The following is a 21,288-nucleotide window of genomic DNA, read 5'->3' on the forward strand; positions in this document are numbered from 1 at the left end:
TGTAACCATCCCCTAAAATCGGTGCATGCGTAATTAGAGTTCTCCGGCCTACAATGAGGCAAACGGAGAACGACATGAAGAAATCACGGTACAGCGAGTCCCAGATCGTCAAGATCCTGAAGGAGGTCGAGGGCGGTCGCCTGGTCAAGGAAGTCTGCCGGGAGTACGGCATCTCCGATGCGACCTACTACAACTGGAAATCCAAGTACGGCGGCATGGAAGCCTCTGATGTGAAGCGCCTCAAGGAGCTTGAAGAGGAAAACCGCCGGCTGAAGCAGATGTACGCGGAGCTGAGCCTGGATCACAAACTGCTCAAGGATGTGATCGAAAAAAAGCTGTAAAGCCAGCCGTTCGACGAGAACTGGTGGATTACCTCAAGCAGGCTCACGGCGTCAGCATTCGCAGAGCCTGTCGAATCGCTGGCATCAGTGACTCTGTGTACCGGTATCGGCCGGATACTTCCCGGGATGAACCAGTGATTGCAGCGCTTCAGAGCGCGACTGAACGCTATCCCGCCTACGGCTTCAGCAAACTGTTCAAGGTGCTGCGACGCTGGGGTCACGGATGGAATCACAAGCGGGTACACCGGCTGTATTGTGCACTCAACCTGAATAAACGACGACGGGGTAAGAAACGACTCCCGACCCGAAACCCGGAGCCATTGAGCGTACCAGTCACCGTTAATCGGTGCTGGTCGATGGATTTCATGAACGACAGTCTGTTCTGTGGTCGCCGGTTCCGCACTTTCAACGTGGTGGACGATTTTAACCGGGAGGTACTGGCCATCGAGATCGACCTTAATTTGCCGGCCCCACGGATCATCCGGGTTCTGGAGCGCATCATCGCCTGGCGAGGCTACCCGGCCAGATTGCGAATGGATAACGGCCCGGAGTTCATCTCCATCGCCCTGGCAGATTGGGCGGAACAGCACGGCATATCGCTGGAGTTTATTAAGCCAGGGAAGCCGACTCAGAACTCCTACGTGGAGCGCTTCAACCGAACTTACCGGGACGAGATCCTGAACATGTATGTCTTCCGGAACCTCACCGAAGTCCGAGAACTGACCGAGTCCTGGATAACGGAATACAACGATGAGCGTCCCCACGATTCACTGGAAGACCTGACGCCATGGGAATACCTGGCGAAACACCAACGGGCGGAAAACTCTAATCAGCGGTGCAACTGAAACGGGGGTGTTTACAGTTCACCAACATAATCTACAGAGATATTTATGGGAAGAATAAAAACTAAGAGAAGAACTTTTGCTTTAAAGAGACTCTTGGCATCGAGGGCGAATCAGGCTCTCGAACTCGATTGTCTTTTCGAAAATATTGAACGGACCGATTCTTCGCCTAAAAAGATGGAGGAATCTCAATTTAATTTCTACAATCGGTCCGCTCGATCAGTCATAGGCAACGTTAGAGCGTTTATCGAAAACTGTTATAGAAATTTCCCAGAGGAAGAACGGCACGCTATTCGATCTAGAATAAGGTCGCCTAATGACATAGATTTCGAATCCTCCATCTTCGAACTGATACTTCATGAAGCCTTAGTTCGTGAGGGCTGTATCCTTACACCGCACCCTGAGTTACCCAATGGATCTGATAAGAGGCCTGATTTCTCGGTCATTACCAGCACAGGTGATAGATTCTATCTGGAAGCTACAGTGGTTAGCGTTACCTCTTCAGAAGAGAATGGCGCAAATGGAAGGCGAGCAAGGGTTTTAGATGCACTAAATAGTGCTCCGCACGAAAATTTTCTCATTCTAGTTACGGAATCAGGGTCGCCGCTTGGGCAACCAAATGGAAATCAACTTTGTCGTAACGTGCACTCATGGTTGGACTCCTTAGCGGTTGAAGAACTTTGCAGCGAAATAACTAGTTCAAATTATAAACTTCCCACTTTTCAATGGTCAGATCAGGGGTGGAGGTTAAAAATTAAGGCGTGGCCCTTGAATCCGCAATCACGAGGAAAATCTACATCACTCATAGGTAGTGGATCGATTCCCTCACCTAAAGGAGATGCTACTCAGTCCATTCATAAAAATATCAAGAAAAAGGCCCGAAAGTATGGTGATTTAGACGCTCCTTTGGTGATCGCCGTAAACGTTTTAGCGGGAGGGGTATCAGAAATAAATGAGGACGAGGCTTTATTAGGAAAAAAAGCCTTTGTTGTTTCTGGTGGGGCTCGTTCAATCACAATGGAGCGTGTTAAGCCAGAAGGAGCGTGGCTCGGCAACTCTGGCGTCCAGGGGCTGAGATGCAGCGCAGCCTGGATTTTCAATAACCTTCGCGTTTCTTCACTCGCTGAAGCCTCAAGCACGGTTTATTTCCATCCTTGGGCTACAAATCCTGCGCCGTCGTTCCTCGAACGTTTCACTCATGCGACAGTCGAGAATTCGGATTTCGTAAGGTCAGAGCGCGTCGAACTTCGTCAAACTCTAGGCCTTGGAGCGGGCTGGCCAAGAGAAGCAAGCTAATCTTTCATTCGAACCCTAAACCTTTTTTGCCCTAAATTCCATTTAATGAATAGACGGATTTCAAGGTCGCTGATTCAAGAAGTAGGGCGCTGCACCAGCTGTGGTGCCGTGGAAAATTGCCTATTCGCTCAAGATTGATGGATAACAATCACGGGAATGCATCGCCATTAACTAAAAGGGCGGCTGCCCACGATTCCAGGCCATGCGGGAAGAAACATGAAGCTTATCGCAAACCATGCGAACAACAGATTTTTAAGAAGTGAGTTACCAGGCCCGGAGGATGAAGTTGACTGGGTCAAGGCCGCAATTGCCTATGGAAGCGACTCAGATACCCTGATTAAAAATTGCCTTCAACATCAACGTAGGCTGGATATTTGGATGCGATACGATCATACGGTACCCGTATCCCCGAACCTACTTGATAAGCTATTGAGGGCCACCAGTCAGAATATCTTCTGTTACCTGATCCCTGACGTTCACCACGCAAAAACCATTTGGTGGAAAGGTTACGGCGTCTATATTGGGTCTGCAAACCTTACAGATAGGGCTTGGGTGACGAACCTAGAAGCCGGGATGTTTTTCAGTGAGGAAGAGCTGGAAAACGCTGGTGGTCTACAGCAAGTCTCTGATTTCTTCGACTACCTTGAATCGTTAGAGGCAGCATTTCCATTGACGCAGGAAATTATTGATGAGCAAAGAGAGCTGCACCAAGAACGAAGCAAGGTTCTGAAACGCCTCGAAGACGAGGCAAAGCGGAAGAGACGGAAGCCAATTTGGGAAGGACCTGCCTTTATAGATAAAAAGAAAACGGTCGAAAAAAGAAAACAAAATTTCCTAAAAGAATGGGAGAGCGGATTGACCGTTTTACGCGAAATCGCATCGGTAGTAGAGGACCATCAACCAGATTGGCTGCGTCCCAACACACCCACGTCTTGGCAGGCAGATCAATTTCTTCATGCCTACTACTACAATGAGGTGACTGGAAGTGGCGGACACCCCTATGAAAAATATTATATGGACCACCGAGCTAATCCGAGAGCAGCGCTGGAACGGGCGCTTTATTGGTGGCAGTCCCAAGGGAAAGCTCCTTCAGAGGAGGATGTTAACCTCTATGACCGTGCACCCGTTATCAGATCACTGCTGGATCCTGAAAGAATAGACAGTCTAAACGAAGACGATCTCATTGAAATTATCTTGGCAAATCACTCAACGAAGGACCACGTATCCAAACTTCCTGCGTCTATGCTTGGTTTGCCAGGAGGGACGGTAGCGAAGCTAGCTGATCGGGTTGAACGTTTCGCAGGTTGGTTGAATGACCAGCGCAACGGAAGAGGACAGAGCTTTAGGGAGCTTGTCAGGCACGTCCTATATGGAGGGCCGAGGAAAGAGCTGCCTGTCCGTTTATTCGAAGCCCAACATGACCCGGCTTTCAAGATCCCTCACATCGGAATAAATCAACTGGCAGAACTTGCCGGGTGGGCCCAGCCAGATTGGTTTCCACCAAGGAATGGTCGAACCAGCAAATCTCTCCGGGCTTTGGGATACGACGTAAAGATTTACTAGCCAAAGTGCCGGGTGTGGTCGGTAAAATCCCAAATCCTTTGCAGGAACAGGGAATTACAGAAACTCCCTCTAAATTGAATCATTCCACTGCAAAGTGTAATTACCAGGATTATGAGTCAAACGACGCGATGCACGTCATTTAACATAATATACATTATGCGCAGTGACAGGAATCAACACCGGGCCAGTTTTTACCCGGTTTGACGTTTTGGAACCTCGGTAAGTGCTTGATTAATCGTCCGCCCGGCGCCGTTCCGGGAGTCTTTAGACCTCTAACAAAGATAGGACGAAAAATGGCCGATTTTAATAACAAAGGCGCATTGCTCTGGTTTCCCTTTATGCGCAATCCATCTAAGAAAAGTTACCAGCACCACCCGGACCGCAAGCTGTTGCGGGTCGAATACGGGCCGCACCTGCGCTATCTGCCGCCCGCGCTGGCCGCCGACCTGGCTGGCGTGAGTCTCCAGACGGTCTACAAGTGGATCGCCGGTACCCACCCGATGGACAGGCGCACCCGGCTGGTGCTGTACACGCGGGCGCTCGGTTTGCTGCCGGATCACCGGTGGCGGGAATGGCACATTGACGAGACTGGCCGGCTGACCGCGCCCAATGGCTGGAGCTTTCACCCGGATGAATTGATGGCGTTCACCTATCAGAAGCAGTTGAACGCGGAACTCCAGGCGCGAGTGGCCCGGCTGGAGGTGGATAATCGGATGCTTCGGGAGGCCCTGGACTATGCCCAGGCCAATCGCTGGCCCGGGAACGTGGTGCCGTTGCGAACGGCCGTAAAGAAGGCCGGGCACTGAGCCCAGCCCATCACTTCGCCCGCCCCTTGAGCTTTTCAACCGTTCTCAGGCCGCCCAGGCCCAACAACGAAATCAACACCGTCATCAGGTGTTCCATGGCCAGCTCCGGGGGCGGCTCCACTCCCGGGACCCATAGGGTCATACCCCAGGCCACCAGATCGCGCACGATATAGCTGTAAGCCAGCGCACTGCCACAGGTCCAGCCAATGAAGGGCCGCCACCCGGCGACAAACACGCTCCGGTGTTGCGCTTCCATCTTGGTGATTTCGCCCTGGAGGATGTGGGGATGCTGCCGGATTTTCTCCAACACCTGCTGGGCCTTCGCCCGTTCGTCGTCACTGGTGAACAGCTTGTCAAAGACGTTGCCTATGGCTTCAATGGGTTCCGCCGCCGTGCCGCCGACCAGCTTTCCGAACCAACTCATGACACGTCACCCCGATTGCCCAACGCGATGTCATGCGCCCGAAGCCTGGCGCTGTGATCGTCCAGGCGTTGCTCGTGCTTTTCCTGCCGGGCCTTGATCCAGGCAATTTCTACCTTGTTGCCCAGCCAGGACCCGACCAGTCCGCCCACTCCTGAGACTACGCCGACCAGCGGCCACAAGTTGGATACGTCCACTAGAACATCCCGTCAATCAGATCGTTTATCGGATCGGCCAGCCCGGAGCGGGCCGCGCCGTACACATCAAACTGGACGGTGGCTACCCCGTCCTGGAAGTCGGTGTTGACCGACTCGCCAATGTTCGATTTTGCCTTTTTGCCCCACTGGAACCCGGCCATGGCCCCGAATACGAAGCCGACCGCCGCCCAGGGGATGGCCTGGCGCATCATTCCGACCACCACGCTTTCACCTTGCCGTATAGGCCCAGGGGTGTGTATTCGTAGTATTGTTCGTCCAGTTCGTCGGACCATTCCGCCAGGTCAGTGCCCGGTGTGCCGTCACTGCCGGTCACGGCCTGATACAGGCCCTCGAATCCCCGGTTGAACACGTTGTCATGGTTCACTGGATTGACGGCTTCCCCGACATCCCTGGCGGTCTCCCAGGCCCGCCCGGACAGCCACCAGACGCCGACCACGGCCACGCCCGCGACGATCAACGTTGTTTTCGGTGTCCATTGGTTGAGCATTACATCCTCGACGCCATGACGCTGCTGGGGTTGTTGTAGGCCGCTTCCTGTTGCTGCCGGTGGCTGCGATACCACCACGCCGCGCCCAGGATGGCCCCGACGATCAACACATGCTTCGGCTTCACGCGATCACCTGCCCGATGTCCAGGTAGTTGCCGTCCACCCGGCTCCAGGTGGCGACGCCCGACGAGGGCCGCACGTCCACATGCAGCATGTCGCCGGGACTGGTGTCGGTGTACAGGCCGATGCCGGTAAAGCCGACCGCCCGCGCCACCTGGTACGCCCTGGCCCGCTCGCTGGCCTTCTCGATGTAGCGGTAGCCGCTGGCCCCGGCAGGCAGTTTAGGGAACACGTCGATGGCGCGGACCTCGCCCCAGGCGTCCACGTTGTGCTGACTAGTGCCGGACGGCCCCTGGTGGCGACCCATGGCCCCCTTGGCGTTGCTGACCATGACCGGATGCCCCCAGCGCTCGCGGAAGGCGTCCAGCTTACGCAGCAATTCCGGGTGCATCTGGCTGTACCAGTTGGTGCCGTAGCGGTCGGTAAACTCGGATGGTGAAAAATGCTGGAGGTTCACGCCCTTCCCCTTACTGCTGGCTGTTCCATCGTTTCCCATGATCAGGTCCAGCCGGACACCCGACTGGATGGCCCCGAAGGCGACCACGCCCCCGATGGCGAGGGCTGCCAGGATGGCCGGAGTCATCAGCAGCCGGACTGCACGACCGGCAGATCGACACCCAGCACCGCATCCAGGGTCGCGGTAATACCCGCATCCGCCGCCCCGGTCACGTCCACCGAGACGGACAGCGCCGTCTGCCCCCGCACCGTACTGAGGTCGATATCGGTCGATCCACTGATGACACTGTTACCCTCCAGGGTCACCGCGACCGTTGCCAGTTCGCTTTCACCGGCATAGACCTTCACCGTTGCCGCGCCACTGGTCGGCTCGTCACTGAGGATCATATGGAAGGCCAGCTTGGCTGGCTTGTACTGGAGCACCGCCAGGCTGCCCAGCGACGGACGCAGAATGTCCGGCGTCCGGGTTTCGCCGGTGGCATCCAGTGCTACCGCCATTTTCGGCTCAAATGGGAAATGCAGTTTCCCGGCAAAAATACTCATCAGATGGGCTCTCCCATTTCCAGTTCATTATCCACGACCAGCACCAGTTGGCCGGGCAGGATGGTGTCAAAGCTGTCCTTTATGGCGGCAGCCGCGAAGGTACGGTTGCCGCTGTTTACGGTCTTGAATGGCATCCCGTTGCCAGTTCGGTCCATGTCGAACTGGTACACATGATCCAGGTAGTCATCCGGCGCAGCTCGCTTGAAGTAGTATTCCAGCGCGGCCTTGATCACTTCACCGGACACCCGAATACCATCGCCCAGGTCCTCCACAGCAATCTGTGCGCTCACCTGGGGCAGCCTGTCGGGCCGTGTCAGCGCGTTCATCAGATCACAGCCGGGGCGTACCGCCCGGAACTCCGGCATTGTGGTGAAGTCACGCATGGCATGGATTTCGATCTGCAGACCATCCCGGGTGGTGATCTGGTTACGGAACGGGATATAGCCGTCCTCGAAATTCATGCCGCCACCGAAATAGATGTTGCCCAGGTACTGGCCATCGGCGGAGAACTCTTCCAGATCAAAATTACGGTGGAGCATGATGTTGCCGGTCCATCGATCCACCCTCACCTCATCAAGCAAGGTTGAACCGATACTCTCCACCAGCAACTCTCCGACAATCTCAAAATCCCGACTCACCCTGACCAGCAGTGTCGAATTAACCTGTTTAATCAACAGCGTGTCGGTTGCCGGTTCGTAGTCCATGCTCTCCATGCCTGAATACCCGGCTTCCTCCAGGTCCAACAGGATGTTGTCCTGCATATCCCGCAGGTTTTCCCCGTTATCCAGGTAGAGGTAACCGAATCCTGGCAGGTAGCACACGTCCTGCACGAACCCGGACGGACTGGTGTCCCATTGCTCGGTACTGATCAGCGCATTGGTTTTCGGGTCGAATAGCATGATGCCGGTTTCGTCTGCACTGTTCGCCACCGACAATCCGACGGTGCCGTCCGGTCCGTGGAACAGCTTGCGCCCGCTGAATCCGCTGTCCGGGAACTCTGGGCGCTCAAAGGCGTCAATCAGGTCGCCGACGCTGTAGGCCTCGGTGGTCAGTTTCACCGGCTGGAGATTTACCCGGATCTCGCCCCGGGTGTCCGGTTTGGTGGTGCCGTCCGCGTTTCTCAGTACCGGCTCGATACTGATCTCTCCCCGGACAATCTGCCGGTTATAGTCGCCCTCGCCCACGGTAAAGATGACCTGGGCCTGGCGCTCGGTGTCCGGGTTGACGATCTCGAAGGCCTCGAACGCGCCGGGCCGGTACTTGTCGCCCGCTTCCATGGTGACGCGGGTCTGGCCGGAGTTGCCGCCGTCGATGATCACATCAATGGGTCGGTCCGCGAACTTCAGGTAGATGTAATCGCCGGAGACGTTGACCGGCTGGGCACCGCCCGCCGGGAGTAGTTTCTTGATGTCCTGGCCTGCCATGGATCAGCCCTTTTTCCGCACGATAAAGATCAGCACGACGAGCCCCGCCCCGCCGACCATCATGTATTTGGTGAGGTTTTCGGCGATCTGCCCCGCCTCGCTCCGGGTGGACTGATTGGCGAAGGCCAGCGCCCGGTCGGTGTTCTGGTTCATGTACTGGAGGGTTTCCCGGTTGGCCGCGTTGACGGAATCCACCGCGCCGGTGAACAGGTCGCCGGTCAACTCCCGGCTGTCCTCCACATCGTCAAAGGCCCGGTCTCCCAGCGCCATCAATGCGGTGGCGTTCTGACTGGAGGCCGTGGCCGCAAAATCCAGCGCCCCGGATACCGCGCCGTGGTCGGTGGTGGACACGTCGCCAACGGTCAACTCCGACTCGGCCAGATTGATGTTCTTGGCCAGCGAACCGCCCTCACCGCCACCCCCGCCGGAGTAGTCGATGTTGTTGAAGTTGTACGCCTTGTTGACGCTACTGCTGCTGCTTTTGGAGCTACTGCCCATCGGTCCGCGCCCTCATAATCCACTCGTCCAGGGTGTAGCCCTGGCGCTCAAAAATCCGGGTCAGCCCGGGCCGGTTGATGTGTGCCCGGATGGAGGGAATGCCGTTGCGTCTGGCCAGGTCGGTGAACCACTCGATGGTGTCCGGGGCGTTCTGCCCGGCCCCGGCCACGATGACCATTTCCAGGCTCCCGGCGCTGTCCTGTTCCACCCGGGTCAGCACGTAGGACACCGGCTCACCGGGCACCCGCCACAGATGGGCGAGGTCTCGCTCGACATCCCGCCGGTAGGCCTCCAGGTCCGCCGGTGTTGCCCGTGCCGCCGCCAGACTGGCCGCCGCCTCCGGGCTCCAGGTCACTTGCGACGGGTGTACAGCCACAGTGCCCCCAGGGCCAGCACGCCCAGCACCACCGGGGTGCTTACGGCCTTCTGCTGAATGGATTGCGGCGGCAGGAAGTTGAACACCTGCCCGCCCGCACTGCCGCCGGTGTCGCCGACACCTGCCGTTGCAGGCCCGCCGGACAGGTCAACACCACCCGCGCCGCCACTCACTGCAAACGGATTCAGCATTACCGCGCCCCCTTGAACGCCAGATAGGCGGTGATGCCCAGGCCACCGACGACCCACCACTTGTAACGACCCCACAGGTCATCCAGTGCCCGGTTCACGCCCTGACTTTGCTCCGGGCCGTCCAGGGGCTCCTGGACCGTGGTGTCATACTGGGTTTCGGGCCGGTCCGCCGCATTCGCGGGGGCCGCAGCCCCCAACTCCTGTTTGATCCTGGCGGCCAACCCCTCCTGGGTGGCCCCCAGAATCCCAGTCCCGAATTGCTCCAGTTCTTCCAGCCAGTTGGCCATGGTTACCCCCTGATCAGTCGCCCAGTACGCCCAGGTACTCGCTCAGGAAAGTCACCTGTGCCGCCCCGGTCATGGTCAGCAGGTAGCGGAAGTCCTGGTAGCCCCGCAGGTCCAGGGCGTTGGCCCCGTAGCCGTTTTCGGTGAAATCCACCACATGACAGCTACCCTGGGGCACACGCTCGCCGATGGTCTGCATGCGCTCGTTCAGCGCCTTGGAACGCTCGAACACCTTGTAGAGCCCGCGCTCGACCACGATCTTGGAAATGTCGTTGGCCGAGGGGAAGATGAACGACGCATTGAGGGCCGCCGCCGTGGGACGATTGAACGGCAGGTCGCTGACCTGGAGTTCGCCGGACCCCGCCGCGTTGCGGTTGTGCTTGGTGATGTGCATCACCGTGCCCACACCGTCACCGGTCGCCGCACTGGTGGTGGCGTACACGTCCAGGGTCGGTGTGGTGGCACCGCTGGCAATGTCCACTTCCAGGTAAAGGGCGTTGATCCGCTCACCGCTTTCGCCCGTCACGCCGGTGTTGATACCGGTGACTTCTTCCATGCTCCGGGTCTTCAGCGCCTTACGGTCCAGCGGGATATACAGAATCTTCGCCGCACCGAAGGCCGGAAGGCCGTAATACTGGTTCATGGTGTCCCGCTCGGTCGCGCTGTAGCGGTGAATCGTCTTGTTGTTGGCGATCAGACGAATTTCAGTCATGTCCGCCAGGGCCATGTTGGTGACCATGGCGATTTCGTGGTACTTGCTGCCAATGGCAAAGCGCACGGTCGCCGTTTGGCCAGGGGCTACCCCCTCCGGGGCCTGGACTTTCTTGAAAATCCGCTGTCCCATGGATCAGCCCCCCTTGACGATTTTCGCCGCTTTACCGAACCCAGCCCGCTGGGCCGCGAACGCCGCACCGCCGATTACCGCCGATGCCACCACGATGGTGGTCAACTGCTTTTTGTCGACGTTGGTATTCCACCAACTCTTGATTCGATCCATTGCTCTGGCTCCCCGCCGTTACACGCACAAAAAAAAGCCCGCCTTACCGGTGCTTGTGCTTTCGGTTATAGGCGGGCTGGTTTTTATGCGAAAGGGGCCTAACCTATTAGGTTAAAATCCGACCAATCACGGTTTGAAAGCGCGGTATTTCGTCTCGAAAAGCGCCCTTCCCTGGTCATCCTTTCGCCAGAATTGCAGTGGCTTCAGGGTCTCGATTTCCTCCTTTGATATGCCAACGGCCCGCTCCAGATAGCGGGCGTCCTGATCCTCATGGAGCCCGATAAACCGGGTTCGCGGCTGGGTGATCATGGCCTTCGGTACTTCCTGGCAGCGCTGGGTGGTCATCACCAGCTTGGCCCCGTACTTCCGGCCCCGTTTCATGAGCTTCCCGAAGAATTGCGGCATCCGTTGCCCCAGCTCCAGGTCCGCCATTTCCTCGCAGATCACCCAGGTTTCCCGGTGGCCGTCGAGGATGGCCCAGGCCACTTCGCAGAACCAGATAAAGGTTTCCTGGCTGTCGTCGCCACTCCACCCGATCTTGAACGGCTTCCCCGACTTGTCCGCCTTGTTCACCGCCCGCATGAACGCGCCCCGGTCGGTGAACCGCTGACACTTGTGGTCCATGTCGACATCCCAGATCAGGGCGCGAATCCCGCGCCCCGGGACCACATTGTTCCGGGTCAACTGACTTTTCCCGCCCCCGGTTTTGGCCGCGATGAAAACGTGCTCATTCTGCCGTTCCGGGCTCGGGTTCCGTGCCATTGCCGGGCTCCTGTTGCTGCTGGTGCTGTTGTGCTTTACGGCGCTGGGCCTCCAGATAGGCCAGCACTTCCGCCTCGGCCTGCCGGGCCTTGTAGATGGCGCTGCCCATGTACCAGCCCGCCGCGATGTACGGCTGGTACTGATCCAGCAAGGCCTGGATCCACTCCGGCACCTCACCGCCCCAGCGTTCCGCGAGCGGCACAAAGGCCTCGTTCCCGGCCTCGCGGTCTACCACCTTGTCAATTTCAACATGGGGGCACTGGGTGGCCCTCACCGCCCAGAGGAAGCCGTTGTTCATCTTCTCGGCCAGCTTGCGAGCCCGTTCCTGTTCCTCCGGGTCCGGCTGTTTCGCCTCGGCTTCGGCTTCCGCCTGTTCGGCCTCGTACTCCTGGATCATGTCGTCCAGGCCCGCGCCTTCCTGCTGTTCCTCTACTACGTCATCGGTCATCTGATCACCCAATCACTGGTGGTTTACGAAAACAGGGCGAAGCCCACCGCCGCCGCCATGGCGACAAGGCCCAGGACGCCCGCCCTATTAGGTTCGCCGGTAGGTTCCCGGCTGGGTTCCGGCTCCGGTTCCTCCGGGTCTGACCCAGGTTCCCCGGCAGGTTCCGGGGCGGGTTCGTCCAGGTCCAGCGGGTGGTCAATCATAGGTTCCCCGGTGGGTTCCATTTCGGACAGCCACCGCTGTTGCTTGGCCTTGCCGCTGGACTGGTCGCAGCCGCACCCGCACCGCTTGTACAGGTATCCGGCCCGCTTCCCCTTGGTGACCTGGTAGAAGGCGGCCACGGTGCCACAGTCGGCACAGTCCGCCCGCCCTACCGGCTTTCGGTTGTCTTTTGCTGCTGGCATCTTCCTGCCTCCCGTATTGCCAATTCAGCGACGATTTCCGCCGCGTTCACCACGTAGCTTTTCAGCCGGGCCGGTAGCATCGGGTGACTGATCCCCGCCGCCGCGCCTTTCAACGCCAGCCCTTTTGCCAATAGCTCCCGGTTATCCATTCGCCTGATCGTCATTGGTCACCCTATAAGGTCTGATTCGTGGGTTTTCCGGCCTCGTCGGCGCGGAATGAAAGGTCCCGTTTTCTATCCGGATGCTGTTGCACCTGCTGCACCGCAACCCGGACCCGCATATCTGCTCACGCACTCGCCGCCGACAACCCCGGCAGGTGTACTCCGTTATAATCTGCATCGCTCGCCCCCTCGTCGTTGCACGCCACCGCCCCGGCATCGGCCAGGGCGAACCAGTCCGCCCAATCCATATCCCGCGCAAACAGCCGGGCACCGTTCCGCCGCCTCAGTTGCTCCCGCCGCCACTGGTGCAGCCATTGGGAACACTGGGGTTTCTCGCTCCAGCCCTGTTTCCGCGCCCAGGTCATGAACTGATCCTTCTGGGTCTCGCTCTTGAATATCGCGCCGTACTTGCTGACTTTCGGCAGGGGTTCCAACTCCTTTCGGACGCCCTCCAGGATGCGGCCGATTTTCTGCCGGGCCGCGCCGGTGGTGGCCTGTTCAAGCTGGGATTTCAGGCGTTCCCGGCGCTGGATTTTCTCGCCGTGTTTCCGCTGCCAGGCCTCATTGGCTTCCGCCAACAGCCAGCCCATCATGCCGACCTGGTGCCGCTCGCACTCGATCCACCCGGGTGCCCTGGCCCGCTTGCTGATGCCGTACCGGTTGCCCCGGATGCTGCCCTGGTCGCCCTTGCCCTGGGCCTTGCACAGATACCCCGCCGCTTTCGCCACGTAGGCCCCGGCCTTGCTGGGTTCCTTGATCTTTTCCAGGTGGGCCATACCCTGCCCCCACAGCTTTTCCAGCCGGGCCGCCCAGGCCTGGAAGTGCTGGTATGGGACGCGCCACCGCATCATCACGTGGATGTGCGGGTTCTCGCCCAGGACCTCGCCGGTTTCCTCGTCGATCCGGTCCGGGTTTTCCGCCACCCACAGGTAATCCAGGGGCTCCCGCCACCACTTCAGCCGGGTGAAGGGGGCACCGGTTTTCCTGTCCTCGTCCTCGCCTTCCACGCAGTACAGGGCGCGGGAGCCCTTGAGTTTCACGGTGTCGCCCTGGTCGTTCTGGTACTGCCAGCCGCGCCGGTACATCTGGCCGATGGCCTCGAAAAACCGGGATGCTTCCTTCTGGACCGACCATGCCCAGGCCTCCACCAGCGGCACGTATGGCCGCAGGGTTTCCCGGTCGAGCGGGGTGTATTCCGCGGCTATTTCCTGTTCCTGGTTCTGGGTGGTGATCTGGTCTACGCGGGAGTAATCCGGGCAGAACGGGCCGGGTTTCGCCCGGGCGGCCTCAATGGACGGGGCCATGGTCAGACCGCTGTTCACGCGGGGGTGGGCCACCAGCACCCGGCGGCCCAGCTTTTCGCGGGCCTCCTGGCTCAGTGTCAGGGTCAGGAACGTGGTGAATCCGCCTCTCCTGCAGGCGGTGAAGTAACAGGATTCCGAGATTTTCCGGGCTCCCCGGTCGGTGAGCATGTCGGTTACCCGGTCCCCGTTCTGTTCCGGGGGCAAATCGCTATTGGCCGCCCGGGTTTCCATGCGTAGCCGGTACTCACCGCACCAGTCCCGACGCTCCACAACGGCCCAGGTGCCCGGCGTCTCGTTGTCCTTGGCCCAGACCTGGGGATCATTGATCAAACGCGGCCAGGGTGGCGCTCCGAGCGTCTCACTTGCCCAGAACTTGGCCAGTCGCCGGTCCCTATCTGCCTCTGTCGGACTTTTGGCCGCCTTGACGAGCCTATGGGCCGATGCCCGCCTGATGGCGGTCACGGCCTCGCGGGCGCCCTCGCCCTCTGGTGCCAGGGCATCAAAAAACGGGGCCGCCGCTGCCGACGCCCCGTTGATGGTTTCGTTGCTGGTGTAACTTTCAATCATGGAAAGGTATCTGGTCGTTTTCGAGGTTGTCCCACTCCCCGTTTATGGGGTGCACTGCATCGGTTCCGTCTTCCTCACTTGAAACCCAAATGCCTATGCACTGATCACAGCCCTCGAAAGCGATCAACACATGCTCGACTGTTTCCCGGCCTTGTGAACTCCACAGCATTTTTATGCCGTTTCCGTGTTCGCAAATCATGCCCCACCCCCGAACACAGCAGCGATGACCAACAAAACCACCACAAACACAATTCCAAGCGCTTCCAGGCCGTTATTCATGACGCCTCACCCCCAAGAATCCAGCCGCCGCCAACCCGAAGGGGCTTCCCCGTCCGCGTGTATTCCTCCACCGCCGGGTAATCGGCGTCTGATACGTGGTCGTGGTCCCAATCGTCAGAGGGGCGGTCGTTGGCCTCCATCACTTTCAGGTCGCATTCAGGGCAAAGCCGCTTACCCCGCGTAAGCCATAGGTAGTCCCAATTCCCGCACCCTTGGCATACCTCGTATACCTCGCTTTTCCGCTCCAGAATGGCCAGCCCTTGCGCCAGCGCTTCCGCCCTTTCCCGGCGCTCCCTTGCGTTCCTTTCGGCGCTTTCCAACAACACTTCCTGAAAATCCGGGTCACTGTCAGGGTTTGCCACTTGTTCCCGGTACTTCTCGCCGTAGTGCCGGACCATAGTGCGGTCCCACTCGATGGCGCTTTTCTGTGCTTCGATAATTGCCTGCATATCCACGGTGTCTTCCCCCAAAATCCACGTCTCTGCCATCACGCAGAGGAACAAAGTAATAAACGCGACGGCCCCGCCGCTATTGCCGTTCCAGTTGATCAAAACCGGCCCTTGAGTCGTTCGCCCCAGGCGGCCAGATCACCGATGGCCTGCCAGATTTTCGGGCGGAATTTCTGGGGAATGCTGGCCCACTCGCGGCCCACGTAATCCTGGGGGGTGTTGGCCATCCGGCACAGGGTCCGGCGCTGGCCCTCGTTCATGTCGGCCCACATGCGGGCTTGCCGGGGGCTGATGTCATCGGTCAGGCCCCAGGTTTTCAGGGCACGGCGCAACCCTTCAGGTCCGCGCACATGGGCGAACTGCTGGTTCAACCGGTCCATGACCTGCTGGTGGGGGTTCGTGGTAGGTCCACTGTAATCGTGGTTTTTAATCTCGACGGTCTGCATAGGTACTGCCTCCTGTTGTTGGCCTCCCGAAAGTTGCCCCGGGAGCTACCCGGGGCCAGGAGGTTTAACGCTAAACGCTCTAGAGCGTAGAACGCCGTTACAGGCTATATAACGTTTAACCGGCTAGGCAATAGAGCTATCCTTGAACGGCTTTCGCGTGACGCGACACAGGAGGGACTATGGAAATTTCGGCCACTAAAAAGTACCTGGAAATCATCCGCAAGCAATACGGCGGGTGCTCAGACTATCGAATCGCTCAGCTTCTAGACGTATCACGCTCTTGCGTGAGCCGCTGGAGCAAGGGGAACGGAACCATCGGAGACGAGCCCGCAGCGCGGCTTGCAGACTTGTGCGGTCTCGATCCGGTGGAGGTTCTGACCGAGATTTATATAGAGCGCTCCCCGAGTGAAACAACCCGCCATTACTTTGAAGAAGTCTTAAAACGGACTGCATCGGTGGTACTTATTTTACCGATCATTTCCTTATTTATTGGGAATCACATAAACACCATGATCTGACCATGGCTGTATTCGCGTCACGCGACATATAACCATCGTTAAGTCATTCATTTAAGTCTTTGTTGTTATTGAGGTTTGTTGGTGTAAGTTGCTGTTGTTGTTGGGGTTACATCCTATACATTATGCGCAGTATGGTATAAGTTTGGATGCCCGTCACGACGAGCAGCTATAGTGTGACGACCCACCAACCTCAAAGAGCTCCGGCGGCTTCAGCCTGTAGTATTTCTTCTCTACGTCCTCCGATTGCTCGGCGTATGGCTGCGTCATCACGTCCTGCAGTTCTCGCAGCAAAGCGTAATTCCCCGCTGCCGCTTGCTGATAAGCAGGCACAACGAACCACTCCCTCAAACTGTACTTCGGGTTGACGAGCTTCATCTGACTGGAAAGCTCCTCACGAGTGCCAGGTCGTGTGAGCGATTGCCAGTTTGTGAGCCACGCTGACCAGCGCCTGTCTATCCCTTCGGGGTCTGCAGCATAGGCCGGGCCCCTGTAGAAGCTCTTCTTGAGTGGCTCAATGTCATCTGGCAACGCCGAGAGTTCCCGGAAGAACATGGTGTAATCGACCGGCGTTTGCATCATCAGCGTTGCCAGCTCGCGGAACAAATCCGCGTCAAAAGCGTCGAGTCCGAGCTTGGCAGCCCACATCTTCTCCATTTGCGCTTGCATCACCTGCGGGAATTCACTCTGAATCTCCTCCAGCTGCCGCAGACACTCCGGATGCCCTGCCAACAAAGGCCGAACCGCCGAACAGAACGAGTGGAAGTTGCGTTCGGCCGCTGCTGGTTGGTTGAGGAACGCGAAGTGATGCCCGCCACCGGTCCATGGTTGGTACTGCGGATCGAATACATCGCAGAATCCGAATGGTCCATAGTCGAGCGTGAAGCCACCCACCGCACAGTTGTCGCTGTTGAAGTTACCCTGGCAGTAGCCAACACGGATCCAGTTCGCCACAAGCGACGTCAGTCGGCCGCGGAACTCACGTGCAAGCAACACCACTTTTTCAGCGGTGGCCAGTGACCGGTCGATAACGTCACCGTACTCACGATCAATCAGGTGCAGGATGATCTTCTCGAGCTCCTCCATCGCCTGCGGGTGTTCCTGCTTGCGGGCACGACGACTAAAGAGCTCGAGCTGCCCTACCCGAATGAACGACGGCGCAACACGCGTAGAGATGGCAACTGGCTCGGATATAAGGATATCAGGGTCTATTGAGCGTGAGCCCCCCGAATACCACGGTCGCCTGACTTGCTCGGTCTTTGACACGTACAGACTCAGAGACCGTGACGTGGGCACACCGAGTGCATGCATATGCTCCTGGGCCAGGAACTCCCGCACACTGGACCGCAGAACGGCCCGGCCGTCCGCGCCGCGGCAGTAGGGTGTGCGCCCTGCCCCTTTCAACTGCATTTCCCAGCGCTGCCCATTGATGACAGACTCGAGCACTGAAATAGCGCGACCGTCGCCGTAGCCATTGCCGGTCTGGAATGGGCATTGCTGGTAGAATTCGGTGCCGTAGATGGAAAGTGCGTAGCCACACGCCCAGCCGACATTGCGCAGAGGCTCCGGAACCCGGGATAAGTCGCCGGAGAACATGCGGACGAAGTCGTTGGACTGCGCCATGCTGTCGGCAAAACCCAGTTCGCGAAACAGGTTTTTCCCATGTGCGACGTATTCGGGGTTTTCGATGGGCGTGGGATTGACCGGGACATAGTGGCCCGAGAAGACTTGCCGTGGCGCGTGGTCAGCTCCGTTTGCTTTCCCCTCAGGATCGCAGTTGAGCGTGTCCATGAGCGAATAGTCTGCCAACGTTGCGAGATCGTCGAGGGTCGCGACCGTTGTGGGCGTTTCCCGGTGACGTCGCGTTATCATAGGAATTCCTCATGCGTTGGTCTGACTATGGGTGATAGTTTGAGTGTACATGGTTAAGTCAATTCTTCAGGCGTCCAAACGCATCCATCACTCAGCCGAAAATACTCCAGAAGGTTATCCGCCACCCGCTGCCCCATGGCCAGCCGGGTCTCAATGGTGCCGCTGGCGTAGTGGGGAGTCAGCACAACATTGTCCAGTTCCAGCAATGCTTCCGGCACGCGGGGCTCATCCGCCAGAACGTCGAGCCCGGCCGCCCGGATGCGGCCCTGTTGCAGGGCACGGATCAGTTCGGACTGGTCGACGGCGCTGCCACGGCCCACGTTGACCAGGATGCCCTCCGGTCCCAGGGCATCCAGCACCTGCGCGTTCACCATGTTTTCCGTGGCCGGGCCACCGGGAACGATGACCACCAGAAAGTCGCTGGCCTCAGCCAGTGACACCACCGAATCATGATAGGTATAGGGAACTTCGGGATTACGGTTCCGCTGATGGTAGGCAATGGGCATATCAAACGCGACAGCCCGCTTCGCGAGCGCCTGCCCGATCTTGCCCAGGCCCAGGATTCCAAGACGCTTGCCGGTCATCCGGTTACCCAGGGGCAGGCCCTTAAGCCAGCGACCGGCGCGAACATTGCGCTCGGCCTGCATTAGTCGTCGGGTCGTTGCCAGCATCAGGGCAATGGCCCCGTCCGCCACATCGTCGGTCAGTACCCCCGGCGTCGTTTCAACCCGGATCCCCCTGGCCTCCGCAATCTCCACATTGAGAGCATCCGTACCCACTCCGGACGAGGAGATAATCTCCAGGTTCGGCAGCGCCGCCAATAAGCCTGCCGGCGCCCCCTGGGCGGCATTTGTCAGCAAACCCCGGATGGCCCCTCCCACTTCCTGCAACATCGCATCGGCTTTATCCTTGTCTCCCGGCAGCGTATGAAACCGAAACCGGTCTTCCAACTGGGGGATAACATTGGGGGGCAAACGTCCGGCTACCAGGATATCGATGGCCATTGCCAAGGTCCTTTTCTATCAGAGAATGAAACCACGAGCATAACGGAGCTATGGCTTTTCGGAGCCGCTAACGATCAGATACCGGTATCCTTGTGTGCAGACTTTCCGTCTGTCCCGTTTAGTTCGACATCAAGGTCCTGTATCTGTTGAATAATTTTAATCAGCTTCTTACCCGACTTGGTCAGTGAATATTCGGTGCGTGGCGGAACTTCAGGAAAGGTCTCCTTATGCATCAGACCGTACGCAGTGAGTTTACGAAGTCGCTCCGACAGAACCTTTGTTGAGATTCCCTCGATATGCCGTTCGAGAGCCCCCGGTCGGTTAATGCCCTTTTCGACCGCAAGCAGGACGGAAACCGACCACTTGCAGCCTACAACGTCCTCCAACTTGCGATACGAGCTGCGAGCCTTCAAGAAATTTTCTCCCTCAATTTCAACAAAATACACCAAAAGGTGCCCAGCCCACCGATTTGTGCCCGCTAGTCAGCACTCTCAGCCCACTCTATCTTTTGGTTGTGCGCACGCCAATCAGCCAATTAATCATAGGAGTTCAGAGATGAGTAGCAAAGCCATCTTCTACCATGCAGGGTGCCCGGTATGCGTCGCCGCCGAGGACAATGTTGCCAAGGCCATTGATCCCTCCCGATACGATGTCGAGGTGGTGCATCTTGGCAAGGACAAGGGGAGGATCGCGGAGGCCGAGGCGGTCGGTGTGAAGTCGGTCCCGGCCCTGGTCCTTGAAGGTACACCCTTCCACATCAACTTTGGCGCGAGTATTTCAGATTTGAAGTAGTCCACTCGTGTACTCGCGGCGCCTCCCGTTCGTGGGGCGTCGCACTTTGTTGCCTGATGCTCTCAACCAGGCCCACACTTTTGGTCTTGAGTGCCCTGCCCCTCTACACCATTGGCGTCGAGGTACCCAGTGTGCAGTCCGCAAGGGCGCCGGCAACGGCATCGGCGTCTTCGACAGGAAGATTCCCGACACTGATCCTGATACCGGGCCCTGACCGCAGCCGGAAAGGCTGGCCAGCCTGAATCCGGTAGCCGCGCGCGGTCATGCGTTCGACCATCGCCGTTTCATTCTTCACGGGAAGCCACAGATTGACACCGGAACCGGAACTGACCGGGAGCCCATGCCGACGCAAAGCATCAACCAGCGCCTTGTGACGCGAGGCATAGGTGGCCCGGGCGGTCTGTAGCTGCCTTTCAGTATGTTCGCTGCGGAGGAGCTGCACGGCAATCCGTTGTACCAGACGGCTGACCCAGCGAGGCCCCAGGGCGAACTGCCGGGCCATCCGGTTGACTGTATCCGGATCGCCGGTGGCAACGGCCAGGCGCAGGTCCGGACCGAGGAACTTGGAGACGGACCGTACCAGCAACCAGGCGGGTGTGACGGGATCAATCGCCGGTGGTGGCGCTTCGGACAGTGGGCCCCAGTGATCGTCCAGGATCAGGAGGGTCCGCGGATGATCCCGCAACGCGACCTGAATCCGCTCAAGACGCCCGGCGGGGAGATCAATACCGGTCGGATTCTGGGCACGCGGCGTCAGCACAACGGCGGCTACACCGGCACCGAGCCTGGCGGCAAGCTCCTCCGGAATAACCCCCTGATCGTCAAGGGGCACTGGCTCCACCACGAGGCCAAGAGATCGCAACAATGCAAGCAGTGGCGGCCAGACAGGATCCTCGACCAGGACCTTTTCACCGATCTGTGCCCGAACCCGCAACGCCCGTTCGATGAGATCCAGGGCGCTATGCCCAAGCATCATTGAGTCCGCTGGTACTCCTTCACGCGCCAACCTGTCCCGGAACAGGTCAAGCAGTTCAGGGTCCTCACCGGACCGGTCGTATCCGGTCTGGTGCCAGTCCACTTCCGCCGCGGCCCGCTTCAGGGACGGCAGCAACGTGGGGTCGATATTACCGGAAGCGAGATCAACGGTACCGGGGAAAGCGGGCGCCTCACCGAGAGTCTCTCCTTCCTCGTGCAGCGGCATTACCCGGGTTCCCCCCCTGCCGCGCCCGTAGACCCAACCGCGTTCACGCAGCCGGGAGTATGCCTGCGCCACGGTATTTCGATTAACGTCCAGCATCACTGCCGCCTCACGGACGGACGGTAGGGAATCACCTTCGGTCAATCGTCCGCTTTGAATTGCATGCTCGATGCTTTCGGCAATCTTGACAGCCGTTTTTCCTTCCAGATAATCTTTACTCATGA

General features: G+C 58.5%; 30 protein-coding genes. 6 read left to right on the plus strand and 24 right to left on the minus strand.

From position 1 onward, the window contains the following. Positions 1-74 precede the first annotated feature (74 nt). From ACJO3T_RS12405 to ACJO3T_RS12420, 4 genes are all read left to right on the plus strand, one after another. A protein-coding gene (locus ACJO3T_RS12405) for an IS3 family transposase (RefSeq protein WP_406977608.1) occupies positions 75-1,186 on the plus strand; the annotation gives its coding sequence in 2 pieces (ribosomal slippage) (positions 75-336 and positions 336-1,186; 1,113 coding nt in all). Positions 1,187-1,231: 45 nt separating this feature from the next. After that, the gene (locus ACJO3T_RS12410; protein WP_406978645.1) at positions 1,232-2,479 is read left to right on the plus strand and encodes a hypothetical protein; all 1,248 of its coding nucleotides are present in this window, start codon (positions 1,232-1,234) and stop codon (positions 2,477-2,479) included. A gap of 216 nt (positions 2,480-2,695) precedes the next feature. Next, positions 2,696-4,042: an anti-phage END nuclease gene (locus ACJO3T_RS12415; protein WP_406978646.1), complete on the plus strand. Its 1,347-nt coding sequence runs from the start codon at positions 2,696-2,698 to the stop codon at positions 4,040-4,042. A gap of 338 nt (positions 4,043-4,380) precedes the next feature. Next, positions 4,381-4,848 (plus strand): DUF3653 domain-containing protein, encoded by a 468-nt coding sequence (locus ACJO3T_RS12420; RefSeq protein WP_406978647.1) that lies wholly within the window; start codon positions 4,381-4,383, stop codon positions 4,846-4,848. 10 nt (positions 4,849-4,858) lie between these two features. Here ACJO3T_RS12420 and ACJO3T_RS12425 read toward each other — a convergent pair whose 3' ends face one another. The 20 genes from ACJO3T_RS12425 to ACJO3T_RS12520 all read right to left on the minus strand — a co-directional run bounded on the left by ACJO3T_RS12425 (position 4,859) and on the right by ACJO3T_RS12520 (position 15,683). After that, complete coding sequence (locus ACJO3T_RS12425; protein WP_406978648.1) at positions 4,859-5,272, minus strand: 3TM-type holin; 414 nt, start codon at positions 5,270-5,272, stop codon at positions 4,859-4,861. Continuing rightward, positions 5,269-5,466 carry a hypothetical protein gene (locus tag ACJO3T_RS12430; RefSeq protein WP_406978649.1) on the minus strand — a complete coding sequence of 66 codons (198 nt, stop codon included), beginning with the start codon at positions 5,464-5,466 and terminating at the stop codon, positions 5,269-5,271. The genes ACJO3T_RS12425 and ACJO3T_RS12430 overlap by 4 nt, the downstream gene beginning before the upstream one ends. Then, positions 5,466-5,678, minus strand: coding sequence for a hypothetical protein (locus ACJO3T_RS12435; protein WP_406978650.1), 213 nt, complete (start codon positions 5,676-5,678; stop codon positions 5,466-5,468). The genes ACJO3T_RS12430 and ACJO3T_RS12435 overlap by 1 nt, the downstream gene beginning before the upstream one ends. Beyond that, positions 5,675-5,974, minus strand: coding sequence for a hypothetical protein (locus ACJO3T_RS12440; RefSeq protein WP_406978651.1), 300 nt, complete (start codon positions 5,972-5,974; stop codon positions 5,675-5,677). Before ACJO3T_RS12440 ends, ACJO3T_RS12435 begins: the two co-directional genes overlap by 4 nt. Continuing rightward, entirely contained in the window at positions 5,974-6,099 is a 126-nt protein-coding gene (locus ACJO3T_RS12445; RefSeq protein ID WP_406978652.1) for a hypothetical protein, read from the minus strand. The genes ACJO3T_RS12440 and ACJO3T_RS12445 overlap by 1 nt, the downstream gene beginning before the upstream one ends. Next, positions 6,096-6,677: a hypothetical protein gene (locus ACJO3T_RS12450; RefSeq protein WP_406978653.1), complete on the minus strand. Its 582-nt coding sequence runs from the start codon at positions 6,675-6,677 to the stop codon at positions 6,096-6,098. The genes ACJO3T_RS12445 and ACJO3T_RS12450 overlap by 4 nt, the downstream gene beginning before the upstream one ends. Then, entirely contained in the window at positions 6,677-7,093 is a 417-nt protein-coding gene (locus ACJO3T_RS12455) for a hypothetical protein (RefSeq protein WP_406978654.1), read from the minus strand. The genes ACJO3T_RS12450 and ACJO3T_RS12455 overlap by 1 nt, the downstream gene beginning before the upstream one ends. Continuing rightward, positions 7,093-8,517, minus strand: coding sequence for a hypothetical protein (locus ACJO3T_RS12460; protein WP_406978655.1), 1,425 nt, complete (start codon positions 8,515-8,517; stop codon positions 7,093-7,095). Before ACJO3T_RS12460 ends, ACJO3T_RS12455 begins: the two co-directional genes overlap by 1 nt. A gap of 3 nt (positions 8,518-8,520) precedes the next feature. Next, positions 8,521-9,015: a hypothetical protein gene (locus tag ACJO3T_RS12465; RefSeq protein ID WP_406978656.1), complete on the minus strand. Its 495-nt coding sequence runs from the start codon at positions 9,013-9,015 to the stop codon at positions 8,521-8,523. Then, positions 9,005-9,391 (minus strand): hypothetical protein, encoded by a 387-nt coding sequence (locus tag ACJO3T_RS12470; RefSeq protein ID WP_406978657.1) that lies wholly within the window; start codon positions 9,389-9,391, stop codon positions 9,005-9,007. Before ACJO3T_RS12470 ends, ACJO3T_RS12465 begins: the two co-directional genes overlap by 11 nt. Then, positions 9,367-9,582 (minus strand): hypothetical protein, encoded by a 216-nt coding sequence (locus ACJO3T_RS12475; protein WP_406978658.1) that lies wholly within the window; start codon positions 9,580-9,582, stop codon positions 9,367-9,369. The genes ACJO3T_RS12470 and ACJO3T_RS12475 overlap by 25 nt, the downstream gene beginning before the upstream one ends. Then, positions 9,582-9,869 carry a hypothetical protein gene (locus tag ACJO3T_RS12480; protein WP_406978659.1) on the minus strand — a complete coding sequence of 96 codons (288 nt, stop codon included), beginning with the start codon at positions 9,867-9,869 and terminating at the stop codon, positions 9,582-9,584. The genes ACJO3T_RS12475 and ACJO3T_RS12480 overlap by 1 nt, the downstream gene beginning before the upstream one ends. Positions 9,870-9,882: 13 nt before the next feature. Then, a complete protein-coding gene (locus ACJO3T_RS12485; RefSeq protein ID WP_406978660.1) occupies positions 9,883-10,710 on the minus strand; it encodes a major capsid protein P2 in 828 nt (275 codons plus the stop codon). A 3-nt stretch (positions 10,711-10,713) separates the two neighbouring features. Further along, entirely contained in the window at positions 10,714-10,863 is a 150-nt protein-coding gene (locus ACJO3T_RS12490; RefSeq protein ID WP_406978661.1) for a hypothetical protein, read from the minus strand. Between the two features lie 126 nt (positions 10,864-10,989). After that, the gene (locus tag ACJO3T_RS12495; RefSeq protein WP_406978662.1) at positions 10,990-11,625 is read right to left on the minus strand and encodes a hypothetical protein; all 636 of its coding nucleotides are present in this window, start codon (positions 11,623-11,625) and stop codon (positions 10,990-10,992) included. Then, positions 11,591-12,073 carry a hypothetical protein gene (locus ACJO3T_RS12500; RefSeq protein ID WP_406978663.1) on the minus strand — a complete coding sequence of 161 codons (483 nt, stop codon included), beginning with the start codon at positions 12,071-12,073 and terminating at the stop codon, positions 11,591-11,593. Before ACJO3T_RS12500 ends, ACJO3T_RS12495 begins: the two co-directional genes overlap by 35 nt. Positions 12,074-12,096: 23 nt before the next feature. Continuing rightward, entirely contained in the window at positions 12,097-12,477 is a 381-nt protein-coding gene (locus tag ACJO3T_RS12505; protein ID WP_406978664.1) for a hypothetical protein, read from the minus strand. Between the two features lie 286 nt (positions 12,478-12,763). Then, on the minus strand, positions 12,764-14,509 hold the full coding sequence (locus ACJO3T_RS12510) for a hypothetical protein (protein ID WP_406978665.1): 1,746 nt from the start codon (positions 14,507-14,509) through the stop codon (positions 12,764-12,766). A gap of 275 nt (positions 14,510-14,784) precedes the next feature. After that, positions 14,785-15,339, minus strand: coding sequence for a hypothetical protein (locus tag ACJO3T_RS12515; RefSeq protein WP_406978666.1), 555 nt, complete (start codon positions 15,337-15,339; stop codon positions 14,785-14,787). Further along, positions 15,336-15,683: a hypothetical protein gene (locus ACJO3T_RS12520; protein ID WP_406978667.1), complete on the minus strand. Its 348-nt coding sequence runs from the start codon at positions 15,681-15,683 to the stop codon at positions 15,336-15,338. Before ACJO3T_RS12520 ends, ACJO3T_RS12515 begins: the two co-directional genes overlap by 4 nt. 179 nt (positions 15,684-15,862) lie before the next feature. On the opposite strand from ACJO3T_RS12520, the gene ACJO3T_RS12525 reads away from it, so the two are divergent. Then, complete coding sequence (locus ACJO3T_RS12525) at positions 15,863-16,201, plus strand: helix-turn-helix domain-containing protein (RefSeq protein ID WP_406978668.1); 339 nt, start codon at positions 15,863-15,865, stop codon at positions 16,199-16,201. A 153-nt stretch (positions 16,202-16,354) separates the two neighbouring features. Here ACJO3T_RS12525 and ACJO3T_RS12530 read toward each other — a convergent pair whose 3' ends face one another. The 3 genes from ACJO3T_RS12530 to ACJO3T_RS12540 form a co-directional block, all read right to left on the minus strand. After that, positions 16,355-18,070: a protein adenylyltransferase SelO gene (locus ACJO3T_RS12530; protein ID WP_406978669.1), complete on the minus strand. Its 1,716-nt coding sequence runs from the start codon at positions 18,068-18,070 to the stop codon at positions 16,355-16,357. A gap of 53 nt (positions 18,071-18,123) precedes the next feature. Beyond that, the gene (locus ACJO3T_RS12535; protein WP_406978670.1) at positions 18,124-19,074 is read right to left on the minus strand and encodes a 2-hydroxyacid dehydrogenase; all 951 of its coding nucleotides are present in this window, start codon (positions 19,072-19,074) and stop codon (positions 18,124-18,126) included. 74 nt (positions 19,075-19,148) lie between these two features. Beyond that, positions 19,149-19,487: a winged helix-turn-helix transcriptional regulator gene (locus tag ACJO3T_RS12540; RefSeq protein WP_406978671.1), complete on the minus strand. Its 339-nt coding sequence runs from the start codon at positions 19,485-19,487 to the stop codon at positions 19,149-19,151. A 142-nt stretch (positions 19,488-19,629) separates the two neighbouring features. Between ACJO3T_RS12540 and ACJO3T_RS12545 the strand changes: the two genes are divergently transcribed. Beyond that, the gene (locus tag ACJO3T_RS12545) at positions 19,630-19,866 is read left to right on the plus strand and encodes a thioredoxin family protein (RefSeq protein WP_406978672.1); all 237 of its coding nucleotides are present in this window, start codon (positions 19,630-19,632) and stop codon (positions 19,864-19,866) included. A 103-nt stretch (positions 19,867-19,969) separates the two neighbouring features. Here ACJO3T_RS12545 and ACJO3T_RS12550 read toward each other — a convergent pair whose 3' ends face one another. Beyond that, positions 19,970-21,286 (minus strand): aminotransferase class I/II-fold pyridoxal phosphate-dependent enzyme, encoded by a 1,317-nt coding sequence (locus tag ACJO3T_RS12550; protein ID WP_406963211.1) that lies wholly within the window; start codon positions 21,284-21,286, stop codon positions 19,970-19,972. Positions 21,287-21,288 lie beyond the last annotated feature (2 nt).

The organism is Marinobacter shunpengi (assembly GCF_045449715.1).
In the GTDB taxonomy this organism is placed as follows: domain Bacteria; phylum Pseudomonadota; class Gammaproteobacteria; order Pseudomonadales; family Oleiphilaceae; genus Marinobacter.